The organism is Vibrio sp. D404a, from assembly GCF_030248535.1.
In the GTDB taxonomy this organism is placed as follows: domain Bacteria; phylum Pseudomonadota; class Gammaproteobacteria; order Enterobacterales; family Vibrionaceae; genus Vibrio.
In genome coordinates this window covers 24,598-35,612 of the sequence record NZ_JAHGAJ010000039.1, presented here as the reverse complement: position 1 = coordinate 35,612, position 11,015 = coordinate 24,598, and the positions used below count along the sequence as shown (strand labels likewise).

Here is an 11,015-nt window from a genome sequence, read left to right as displayed (position 1 = left end):
CAGATCGAATCTCTGAGTAAGTCGAATACTCTGCCAGTTTTCGTTCTGGCTCTGGCTCTGGCTCTGGCTCTGGCTCTGGCTCTGGCTCTGGCTCTGGCTCTGGCTCTGGCTCTGGCTCTGGCTCTGGCTCTGGCTCTGGCTCTTTAGGCTGTTGTTGTTCGACCTCTTCGTCAACCAAAACTTCTTCGGTTTCGAAGCTTTCATCAAGCAAAGCCGTGAAATACTCATCCAGGGCTTGTTCGCTTGATAAGCTGCCTTGCTCGATAGCTGAATCTTTACTGGAGCTCATTAATACCCAGCCTCTCGAGATAAATAAGCAGCTGCTTATACGCAAACACGCCACGACTGCCTGATGCAAAGTGAGACGCAGGTAAACGCTTCAAACTTGCATCCCTGAACTTGGTGTCAATCGGTACTGCTGATGTCCACACCTGATTCGGATAGTCATGTTTTAACTGAGTTAATGTTTGCAGCGACGCCTTGGTACGCTTGTCATACATAGTAGGAACAATCGTGACCTTAAACGGCGCTTTGCGCGACTTTTGCATAATCGTCAGAGTACGGATCATTCGCTCAAGGCCTTTCATTGCCAAGAACTCAGTCTGCACTGGAATCAAGATACGATCGCTCGCTGCCAACGCATTCACCATCATCACACCCAAAATAGGCGGACAGTCGATCAATACGTAATCATAATCATCTTTTACTGCAGCCAGTGCGCGCTTTAAAATTAAGCCCATACCGCTACGGTTCCCCATTACTCTGTCTAAGGTCGCCAAAGACATGTGCGCAGGGATGATATCAATACCCTCAACTTCTGTTTGCAGAGTCAAAGGTGCGACCGTTTCAGGCGTAAAATCACGCAGTTGAAACAGGTCAAACAAACTGGATTCAACGGTATCTGAGTCGTAACCCAGATACGTTGTCAGTGATGCATGAGGGTCGGTATCCACCAGCAACACTCGATGACCTTTCTGGCTCAGTAATCCGGCCAAGGTTACGGTTGTCGTGGTTTTACCAACACCACCTTTTTGGTTTGCAACACTCCAAACAATCATGATGCGCTACCTAAGCTAAGCCAACTTCGACCAACATTCTCTCGGCGATGCGCTCAAGAGGAAGGTCTTCGGTTGAAATGCCTGCTTTCGCGACTGCTTGAGGCATACCATAAACTACACAGCTGTCTTCATCTTGTGCCCAGATCGTTGATCCGGCAGATTTAAGCATGCGTGCGCCTTCACGGCCATCTGCGCCCATTCCTGTCAGAACCATAGACAGTACTTTGTCGGCGTAGATTTTCGCTGCTGAGCCAAATGTCACATCCACACAAGGTTTGTAGTTCATACGATCACCACCGTCGATGATACGCAGACGAGCAGAACCAGGACGACCATCAACCATCATCTGTTTGCCACCGGGTGCAAGGTAAGCAACGCCCGGTTTCAAGACGTCACCATCTTGAGCTTCGCGTACTTCGATTTTACACAAGGTATTTAGGCGGCTTGCAAAAGCAGCGGTAAATGTTGCTGGCATATGCTGAATTAACACAATCGGATGTGGGTAGTTCGCAGGGATACGTGTCAGAATCTTCTGTAGTGCAACCGGACCACCCGTCGAGGTACCAATAGCCGTTAATTGATACTTCTTACCCGATGCGCGGAACTTAGCTGCAGCAGACTTAGCCGGAGCAGCAGGTTGACGCAACGACGAGGTCGCTGGAGCTGCCGTCGACGCAGCAGGCGTTACTGGACGCGAAATCGAAGCCGTACGTCGCAGAAGTGCACGCTTTGATGCAATCTCGATAACACGTTGTTGCAGCAATGACACAGCATCATCACGGTTACGTGCAATGTCTTCGAACTTTTTCGGTAGGAAGTCTAGTGCACCTGCGTCCAACGCATCCAGTGTTGCTTTCGCGCCATCATGTGTCAGCGAAGAGAACATCAGAATCGGCGTCGGTGTTGCAGCCATGATTTCACGGACGGCGGTAATGCCGTCCATAACTGGCATCTCAATATCCATTGTGATGACATCAGGTCTTAATCGTTTTGCTTTTTCGACTGCTTCTTTGCCGTTTACGGCAACATCAATAACTTCTAGGCGCGCCTCTGAATTGATGATCTCGCTTACACGACGACGGAAAAAGCTCGAATCATCAACGACTAATACTTTAATCGCCATATTTATCCTTAAATTAAATTCTAGACGCTGCTGCGTATTGCTTCAGTAGATCTGGTACATCTAGGATAAGAGCAATATGACCATCACTTGTGATTGTCGCTCCCGCCATACCCGGCGTGCCTTGCAGCAAATTATCCAGAGGTTTAATTACCACTTCTTCTTGGCCAATCAAAGTATCAACCACAAAGCCAACACGTTGACTTCCTAGTTGTACAATAACCACATGACCATGACCTTTACGCAACTCAACGATACCGGCTTTTGGTGCTAACCAGTTCTGTAGATAGAACAGCGGGATCGACTTTTCACGAACGATGATTGTCAGCTGGCCATCAACGACGTTGGTACGGCTTAGATCTAAGTGGAAGATCTCGTTTACTGATGCCAATGGCAGTGCAAATGGGTGACCCGCTACACCAACCATCAATGTTGGTAGAATCGCCAGAGTCAGTGGAACCTTGATAGTAATCTTGGTGCCCTTGCCCATTTCTGAGTCGATATCAATCGAACCATTTAGCGTGTTGATCGCAGTCTTAACTACGTCCATACCTACGCCACGGCCAGAGATATCTGAAATCTGTTCTTTACTTGAGAAGCCCGGAGCAAAAATCAGGTTGAAACACTCTTTGTTCGATAGACGAGATGCAGCATCTTCATCCATCAAACCGCGTTTCACCGCAATTGCACGCAGCTTATCTGGGTCCATACCGCCGCCATCATCAACGATAGCCAGTTCGATATGATCACCTTCTTGCGAAGCAGACAGAATCACTTTACCCGTACGAGATTTACCTGCAGCGACACGCGCTTCTGGCATCTCAATACCGTGGTCAACCGAGTTACGCACCAAGTGGATCAATGGATCCGCAAGAGCCTCTACTAGGTTTTTATCTAGATCTGTCTCTTCACCGCGCATTTCAAGCACAATGTCTTTCTTCAAGCTACGAGCCAAGTCACGAACAACGCGTGGGAAACGGCCAAATACTTTCTTGATTGGCTGCATACGCGTCTTCATCACTGCACCTTGTAGGTCGGCAGTGACAACGTCTAGGTTAGAAACGGCTTTCGACATCTCTTCGTCGTTGCTATTCAAACCTAAGCTCACCAGGCGGTTACGTACCAGTACTAACTCACCAACCATGTTCATGATGGTGTCTAGTGTTGAAGTATCAACACGTACCGTTGCTTCAGCTTGTTGCTTCTTAACAGCAGGCGCTTTTGCTTCTGACTTAACAGGTGCCGGTGCTTTAACTGGCTCCGGAGTCTGAATAGCGGTAGGCGCTGCCACGGGTTCAGGTGCACTCATTACTGGTGCAGGCTTAATTTCCGCTGGTTTGGTCGCCACATCTAGCTCTTCTGCTGATGGACCATTACCAGAGCCATGAAGCTGGTCTAGTAGTTTTTCAAACTCTTCATCCGTCATCAGGTCGTCGCCGTCTGAGCTCGCAGAGATTGGCGCGACAGGTGCTGCTGGCGGCGGAGGTGGTGGCGGAGCTACGCTCGCGGTCGATGGGCTGTTGCCAGCGCCATGCAATTCGTCGAGCAGCTTTTCAAATTCGTCATCGGTAATATCACCGCTATCTACCGCAGGTGCTGGGGCAGTTGGAGCTGGAGGCGGTGTCGCTTCTACTGTTGCAGCCGTTGGTGAACCACCCTTGCCGTGCAGTTCATCTAGCAGTCTTTCGAATTCATCTTGAGAGATTTCATCGACGGATGATGCATTAATATTGGTATCAGCTGGTGCTGCAGGTTCAGGTGCAACAACAGGTTCAATGACAGGTGCTGGAGCTTCAACAACCGGCGCTGGAGCTGCAGTCACTTCATCTTCTGACTCTGGCTTACATAGACGATGCAGTTCATCCAACAAAGATTGTTCTGCAGGCTCTAGTGGCTCTCGGTCTTGAACAGCTTGGAACTGTACATTAACGGTATCCAGAGCTTGAAGCATGGTATCCATCAAGCCTGAAGTTACGCTGCGTTGGCCATTTCTTAGAATGTCGAACACATTCTCTGCGCCATGACAGGTATCCACCAGTTCAGTAAGCGCTAGGAAGCCTGCGCCACCCTTAACGGTGTGGAAACCTCGGAAAATAGCATTTAATAGATCTTTATCATCAGGGTTGTTCTCTAACTCAACTAACTGTTCTGAAAGTAGTTCGAGAATCTCACCCGCTTCGACTAAAAAGTCCTGAAGAATGTCTTCGTCTAATTCGTAGCTCATACGTTACCTTTAAAATCCAAGACTGGATAACAAGTCATCGACTTCATCTTGAGATGCCACTGCGTCTTCTCGCTCTTCAGGGTTCATAATTGGACCCTCTGGTGCGGTTGACGCCTTTTTATCTGTCTCTTTATTCTGGCTAGCTTGATCCGCACCAAACGCGGTTAGGATCTCCACTAAACGACCTTCGACTTCATTAACAAGAGTGATAACTTTGCCAATGATTTGACCGGTTAAGTCTTGGAAGTCTTGAGCCATCAAGATTTCAGTCAGTTGTCCGCGCAGTTCGGTGCTATCACCTTCTACTTGAACAAGTAATCCATCAATGCGGTGACATAAAGCTTTAAATTGTGCCAGCTCAATGCGGCCATGCATCAGTTCATTCCATTGAGGCCTTACTTGAAGTAAACACTCGTGTAGGTTGTCTGCGATTGGCATACAACGATCGACTGCGTCCATCGTTTTATTTGCGGCAACCTCCGTCTTATCAATGACATACTGAAGGCGATCCCGAGCATCTGGGATTTCATCATTTGCGATCACGCTAATGCGCTCGTCGAAATTGAATTGTGTCAAAGAGTCATGGAGGTCGCGGGTCAGAGTACCTATTTCTTGAAGCATTGGATTGTCTTGAAGATCAAAATTCTCTTCATAAATGCTTCTAACAAGAGAATCAGCTTGTTGCTGCTCATCGCTTTCAAGCAGCTCTACTAATTTTTTTGCTTGTTCTAATGAAATCATCCTGAGTTCGGCCTTACTCCGCATATACTATGACGCTTCAATCTATGGGAAAAACGGGAAACCTAAAAAGTTATTGCTTCCCTAGAAGCGCCTAAATCTTTCGCTTTGAGGCTTATAAGCGCTCAAAAATCTTATCTAGTTTTTCTTTTAGCGTTGCTGCAGTGAAAGGCTTAACAATGTAACCATTAACACCCGCTTGCGCTGCTTCAATGATCTGCTCACGTTTCGCTTCCGCGGTGATCATAAGAACTGGCAAGTGCTTTAGCTCTGCATCAGCACGGATGTGTTTCAGCAGGTCAATACCTTGCATTCCAGGCATGTTCCAGTCAGTTACCACGAAATCAAATTCGCCTTTTTTCAGCATAGGAAGTGCGGTTAGACCGTCATCTGCTTCTTGAGTGTTGTTGAAACCTAGGTCACGAAGTAGGTTTTTAACAATACGGCGCATCGTTGAAAAATCATCAACAATGAGAATTTTCATGTTTTTGTTCAAATTAGCCTCCACTGAATAAAATCAGTGTTGTTAGTCGTTCTGTGTCCAGGCACTTAATTTAGTGCGCAGACGCTGCATAGATTGGCTCAATATCTGGCTGACACGAGATTCGCTGACACCTAATACTTCCCCAATCTCTTTTAAATTGAGTTCTTCGTCATAGTAAAGAGAGAGGACTAACCCTTCTCTTTCTGGAAGTTGTTTTATTGAATCGATCAAAGCTTGTCGAAACGACTCATCAGCAACACCTTGAAAAGGTAAGTTATCTTGAGAGTCTTCATTCGGAGATATTACATCATCTGAGACGCCTAAATCTTCGATTCCAACCAACTTTGAGCAATTTATATCCGTTAAAGCGCTATGGTACTGTTCTAAAGTCAATCCCATATGTTTTGCCACTTCAGAGTCGCTTGGATCTCGGTTCAAAATGGCTTCGAGTTCAGCAATCGCGTTACTGATCTCTCGGTTATTTTTATGAACCGATCTCGGCACCCAGTCGCCTCGTCGGATATCATCCAGCATCGCACCACGAATTCGAATGCCAGCGTAAGTTTCAAAACTTGCGCCTTTTGAACCATCGTAGTTCTGCTGTGCTTCAATCAAGCCGATCATACCAGCTTGAATCAAGTCATCCACCAATACATTAGGCGGCAATCGCCCCAACAAGTGATGAGCGATACGTTTAACCAGCACAGAATACTTCTCGAAGAAGGCTTGTTGCCCATCGAGGTTTCCGCGTTGGTTGTAGGTAAGCGCTTTATTCACCAAATGGTTCCTCTGCATATGTACTGCGATTTAACAGGCGTTCCACGAAAAATTCCAAGTGGCCACTCGGGGTTTTCGGAATCGGCCAAGTTAACGCTTTATTCGCCAATGAGCTAATTGCTAACGCAGCTGGAGAGCGTGGGAACGCATCCACTACGATTTTCTGTCTCTTGACTGATTGACGTACTTTATCATCTAGAGGAATACATGCTACGAGTTCGAGGCTCACATTCAAGAAACGCTCTGTGACCAGCGTCAATTTTGCAAATAATTCTCGCCCTTCTCGGTAACTTCTGACCATATTTGCGACAACTTTGAATCGCTGAACCTGATGTTCGCGACTTAAAAGCTTAATCAAGGCATATGCATCAGTGATCGACGTTGGTTCATCACAAACTACCACAACCACATCTTGCGCTGCTCTTGAAAAGCTAACAACCATGTCAGATATACCAGCTGCCGTATCGATTAGCAAGATATCCATTTCGTCTTCAAGCGTACCGAAAGCTCGAATCAAACCCGCGTGCTGTGCGTGTGACAGTTCGGTCATGCTTTGAGTACCCGATGTAGCTGGAATAATCTTGATTCCGTGTGGGCCCTCGACAATCGCGTCTTTCAGTTCACACTCTCCCGCCAACACATGGCCTAGGTTTCGCTTAGAACGAATACCCAGCATGATATCGACGTTGGCTAAGCCTAAGTCAGCATCCAGTACCATTACCTTCTTGCCCTGACGCGCCATACAGATCGCCAGTCCAAGAGTTACATTGGATTTACCTACACCACCTTTACCACCAGTTACCGCAATAACCTTGGTCAAAGAAGGCTTTGTTAAGCGACGGAGGCCGCTAGCTTGGTCATGTATCATATTTTCAGTCATATTTATCCGCCGCCTAGAGTCCTTCAGAATCGCTGTTCCAGTAGTGAGGTTCATTCTCTGTCGATTTCTCGAGTAGCTCGTTAGCCTTTGCAATCATGTACTTCGGCTGAGCGATAACGATATCTTCAGGAACTCGTTGACCATTTGCGATATACGCAACTGGCAATGCATTTTGTATTACTACGCTGATGAACTCACCCAAACTTAGCGATTCATCGAGCTTAGTCAGGATGCACCCCGACAGCGGGATTCTTCTAAAGTGTTCAATCGTCTCTTGCAGTACTTTGCGCTGCGCCGTTGCTGGCAACACCAAGTAACTGTGAATAACGGAGCCACTCTCTTGCATCAATGTGTCTAACTGCTCAGACAGGCGTACATCGCGCTGTCCCATACCTGCAGTATCCACCAGAATTAGGCGACGGTTACGCAGTTGATATATAACATCGGCCAATTCTTTAGAATCTTTAGCAACTCTTACGGGACAACCCATAATTCTTCCGTATATTGAGAGCTGCTCATGTGCACCAATACGATAAGTATCGGTGGTAACGAGTGCGACATTGTCTGCGCCGTACTCCATCGCAGCTCTCGCTGCGAGCTTCGCGACGGTCGTTGTTTTACCAACACCGGTTGGGCCTAATAGTGCTACAACACCACCACGCTTAAGAATGTCTTTTTGGGTCACTGAGATCTGATCAGCAACCAGCGCTAGCAATGCTTTCCATGCTCTTGCTGGCTTAGTGTCTTCAGGGATGTAGCACGCCATCTGATCAGCTAGCTCTGGTGATACACCCATACGCTCAAGGCGTTTAATCAACATGGCACGCAAAGGTTCACGGCGTTCCACCTCTTGCCACATAAGACCAGAGACTTGATGCTCAAGCAGACGACGAATCGAGGTCATCTCTTCACGCATGGTTTCCATTTCAGAATCCGAATTACGAGAAGCTTCAGGCTCGCGACCACGATCGTAACGCGTTGGGTCTAAGCGGTGCGGTGGACGCTCAACACGGCGGTCTTCCGCGATCAGCTTGGCTAAGCCTGATTCATGAGAAGAGAAAGCCGAATCGACGTTGTGCTTGCTGCCGGATTGACGATTCAGTAGCGCCGATAGCGAATCTTCATTTTCAGCGCGGTGTTGAGGCTCTTCCTCTGCACCATGGCTGTACTGCTTCAGCATATTCGCAAAGCGCTTGGTCATAGAACGACCGCTTTCAGAGCCACCACCAATACTGACCTTGTCATCATCAAGCTGACGCTGGCCCGGTTTAGGCGCAGCCATTTGCGTATATTGACTCTGCGAAGGCTGAGGCTTGTTGAGTCGTGGCGCCGCTGCTGGTTGATTAGACTCACCATCTATAGCGGCAACGATTTCAACGCCACCTGCGACCTTTTTGTTAGACATGATCACAGCATCGGAACCAAGTTCTTCTTTCACTTGGAGCAACGCTGTTCGCATATCTTTTGCAAAAAATCGTTTAATTTTCAATTCAATAGTCCGTTCTAATTACGCGGATTAGTTTCCAACAGCTTGTACAATTCGGATCTGCTTTTCGTCAGGGATCTCTTGGTAAGAGAGGACACGTAAGCTAGGGATCGTGTTCTTAACAAACTTGGCTAATGTAGATCGCAATACACCAGAAGTCAGCAGTACCGCTGGCTCTCCTTTGAGCTCTTGCTCTTGGGTTGCCTGACTCAACGAGGTCTGTAGACGCTCGGCCAAACCAGGTTCAATACCTGCCGATTCACCACCGGATGCTTGCATTGTTTGATGCAAGATTTGTTCCAGCTCAGGAATCAAAGTTATCACTGGCAACTCAGGCTCTATCCCATTGATTTCTTGAACAATTAGTCGTTTCAATGAGATACGAACCGCAGCCGTAAGAATGTCAGGTTCTTGACTCTTGCCTGAATATTCCGCCAAAGTTTGTACAATGGTACGAACATCACGAATTGGAATCGCTTCATTAAGCAGGTTCTGAAGCACTTTAACCACCACCCCCAATTGCAGCTGATCTGGTACGAAACCTTCAACCAACTTAGGTGCAGAGCGGCTCAGCATCTCTAGAAGGTTCTGAACCTCTTCATGACCAAGCAGTTGTGACGCGTTGTTAGTCAATAGTTGACTCAAGTGAGTCGCCAGTACCGTTGATGAGTCAACCACGGTATATCCAAGAGCTTGTGCATGTTCACGCTGCTCTTCACGGATCCAAACCGCTTCTAGGCCAAACGCTGGGTCAATGGTGGGTTCACCATCGATCATGCCGTAGACCTGCCCTGGGTTAATCGCCAGTTCCATGTCTGGCTTGATCTCCGCTTCACCTACCGCCACACCCATCAAGGTAATTCGGTAGCTGTTTGGGGTTAGCTCTAGGTTGTCTCGAATATGAACTGCAGGAATTAGGAAACCAAAGTCTTGAGACAGCTTTTTACGCACCCCTTTGACACGCTCCAACAATTCACCGCCTTGGTCTTTGTCAACCAAAGGAATCAAACGATAGCCCACTTCTAGGCCGATAGTATCAACAGGCTGAACATCATCCCAAGATAGCTCTTTTTGCGCTGGTGCTTCGCCACCTGGCTCCATCGCAGCGGGCAGTTTTGGTTCTTTGGCTTTTTGCTTCTGCTTTTTATCAATGAAATACGCGCCAGCTCCTGCTGCTATCGCTAGAGTCAAAAACGCAAAGTGAGGCATACCTGGCACAATACCCATCACACCAAGGATCGCCGCGGTGATCATCAGAGCTTTAGGGTTGTCGAACATCTGAAAGATCAGCTGTTGCCCCATGTCTTCATCAGTGTTCTGACGAGTCACCATCATCGCCGCTGCAATCGAGAGCAATAGCGATGGAATCTGTGCAACCAAGCCATCACCAATAGTTAGCAGGGTGTAGATCTCAATTGCTTCACCAAAGCCCAAACCAAATTGCGCCATACCGATGCTCAAACCACCGATGATGTTAATAAAGAGAATCAAGATACCGGCAATGGCATCACCTTTAACGAATTTTGACGCACCATCCATCGAGCCGTAGAAATCGGCTTCTTTAGTCACTTCAAAACGACGAGTACGTGCTTGCTCTTGGTCAATCAGCCCCGCATTCAAGTCGGCATCGATTGCCATCTGCTTACCCGGCAAGGCATCCAAGGTGAAGCGCGCACTTACTTCTGAAATACGACCAGCACCTTTGGTTACAACCATGAAGTTAATGATCATCAAGATAAGGAAGACCACAAGACCAACGGCATAGTTACCGCCAATTACCACGTTACCAAAGGCTTCGATTACGTTACCTGCAGCGTCTCCTCCTTCATGGCCGTAAAGAAGAACCACACGCGTTGATGCGACGTTCAACGCCAAACGCAATAGTGTTGCGATCAGCAGGACCGTTGGAAAGGCCGCGAAATCAAGAGGTCGACGGGTATAAACCGTGACTAATAGCACCACCATCGCCAATGCAATGTTGAAGGTGAAAAACATATCCAGTAGGAAAGCGGGGATCGGCAAGATCACCATAGCGAGCGTTGCCAAGACCATTACTGGCGCACCTATAGCTGGCATTGCGCGGTTTGGGATCTTGGGTAGCTTATCCGAGAAAGGGAGAGAGAATTTCATAAATCAGGACTGCATCGCTATCTTTGATGCCACTACTCAGCTGCAGCGACATCAGGGTTATCAAATCAAGCATTGATATAGCAAACACCATACCAATGTAGAGTCGTCAATTTATCGA

9 protein-coding genes and 1 pseudogene are annotated in these 11,015 nt (G+C 47.6%); all 10 read right to left on the bottom strand.

Going from position 1 to position 11,015, the window contains the following annotated elements; all coding sequences use genetic code 11:
* A pseudogene (locus KI655_RS20460) lies at nucleotides 1–289 on the bottom strand (chemotaxis protein CheW); the annotation flags it as partial.
* Nucleotides 276–1,058, bottom strand: a complete 783-nt coding sequence (locus KI655_RS20455; RefSeq protein WP_285408279.1) for a ParA family protein — start codon at nucleotides 1,056–1,058, stop codon at nucleotides 276–278. The pseudogene KI655_RS20460 and the gene KI655_RS20455, both read right to left, overlap by 14 nt.
* Before the next feature lie 10 nt (nucleotides 1,059–1,068).
* Nucleotides 1,069–2,181: a chemotaxis response regulator protein-glutamate methylesterase gene (locus KI655_RS20450; protein WP_285408278.1), complete on the bottom strand. Its 1,113-nt coding sequence runs from the start codon at nucleotides 2,179–2,181 to the stop codon at nucleotides 1,069–1,071.
* A 13-nt stretch (nucleotides 2,182–2,194) separates the two neighbouring features.
* Nucleotides 2,195–4,402 (bottom strand): chemotaxis protein CheA, encoded by a 2,208-nt coding sequence (locus tag KI655_RS20445; protein WP_285408276.1) that lies wholly within the window; start codon nucleotides 4,400–4,402, stop codon nucleotides 2,195–2,197.
* A gap of 9 nt (nucleotides 4,403–4,411) precedes the next feature.
* Nucleotides 4,412–5,143 carry a protein phosphatase CheZ gene (locus tag KI655_RS20440; RefSeq protein ID WP_285408274.1) on the bottom strand — a complete coding sequence of 244 codons (732 nt, stop codon included), beginning with the start codon at nucleotides 5,141–5,143 and terminating at the stop codon, nucleotides 4,412–4,414.
* A gap of 112 nt (nucleotides 5,144–5,255) precedes the next feature.
* The gene (cheY, locus tag KI655_RS20435; protein WP_008218307.1) at nucleotides 5,256–5,624 is read right to left on the bottom strand and encodes a chemotaxis response regulator CheY; all 369 of its coding nucleotides are present in this window, start codon (nucleotides 5,622–5,624) and stop codon (nucleotides 5,256–5,258) included.
* A 42-nt stretch (nucleotides 5,625–5,666) separates the two neighbouring features.
* Complete coding sequence (locus tag KI655_RS20430; protein WP_285408270.1) at nucleotides 5,667–6,401, bottom strand: RNA polymerase sigma factor FliA; 735 nt, start codon at nucleotides 6,399–6,401, stop codon at nucleotides 5,667–5,669.
* Nucleotides 6,394–7,281: a MinD/ParA family protein gene (locus tag KI655_RS20425; RefSeq protein ID WP_285408268.1), complete on the bottom strand. Its 888-nt coding sequence runs from the start codon at nucleotides 7,279–7,281 to the stop codon at nucleotides 6,394–6,396. Before KI655_RS20425 ends, KI655_RS20430 begins: the two co-directional genes overlap by 8 nt.
* A gap of 13 nt (nucleotides 7,282–7,294) precedes the next feature.
* Nucleotides 7,295–8,770, bottom strand: a complete 1,476-nt coding sequence (flhF, locus tag KI655_RS20420; protein WP_285408266.1) for a flagellar biosynthesis protein FlhF — start codon at nucleotides 8,768–8,770, stop codon at nucleotides 7,295–7,297.
* 27 nt (nucleotides 8,771–8,797) lie between these two features.
* On the bottom strand, nucleotides 8,798–10,897 hold the full coding sequence (gene flhA / locus KI655_RS20415; RefSeq protein ID WP_285408265.1) for a flagellar biosynthesis protein FlhA: 2,100 nt from the start codon (nucleotides 10,895–10,897) through the stop codon (nucleotides 8,798–8,800).
* Nucleotides 10,898–11,015 lie beyond the last annotated feature (118 nt).

Coding starts and splice junctions, on each gene's coding strand:
- KI655_RS20445 (WP_285408276.1), bottom strand. CDS start 4,402: ATGAGCTACGAATTAGACGAAGACATTCTTCAGGACTTTTTAGTCGAA.
- KI655_RS20450 (WP_285408278.1), bottom strand. CDS start 2,181: ATGGCGATTAAAGTATTAGTCGTTGATGATTCGAGCTTTTTCCGTCGT.
- cheY (WP_008218307.1), bottom strand. CDS start 5,624: ATGAAAATTCTCATTGTTGATGATTTTTCAACGATGCGCCGTATTGTT.
- KI655_RS20425 (WP_285408268.1), bottom strand. CDS start 7,281: ATGACTGAAAATATGATACATGACCAAGCTAGCGGCCTCCGTCGCTTA.
- KI655_RS20455 (WP_285408279.1), bottom strand. CDS start 1,058: ATGATTGTTTGGAGTGTTGCAAACCAAAAAGGTGGTGTTGGTAAAACC.
- flhA (WP_285408265.1), bottom strand. CDS start 10,897: ATGAAATTCTCTCTCCCTTTCTCGGATAAGCTACCCAAGATCCCAAAC.
- KI655_RS20440 (WP_285408274.1), bottom strand. CDS start 5,143: ATGATTTCATTAGAACAAGCAAAAAAATTAGTAGAGCTGCTTGAAAGC.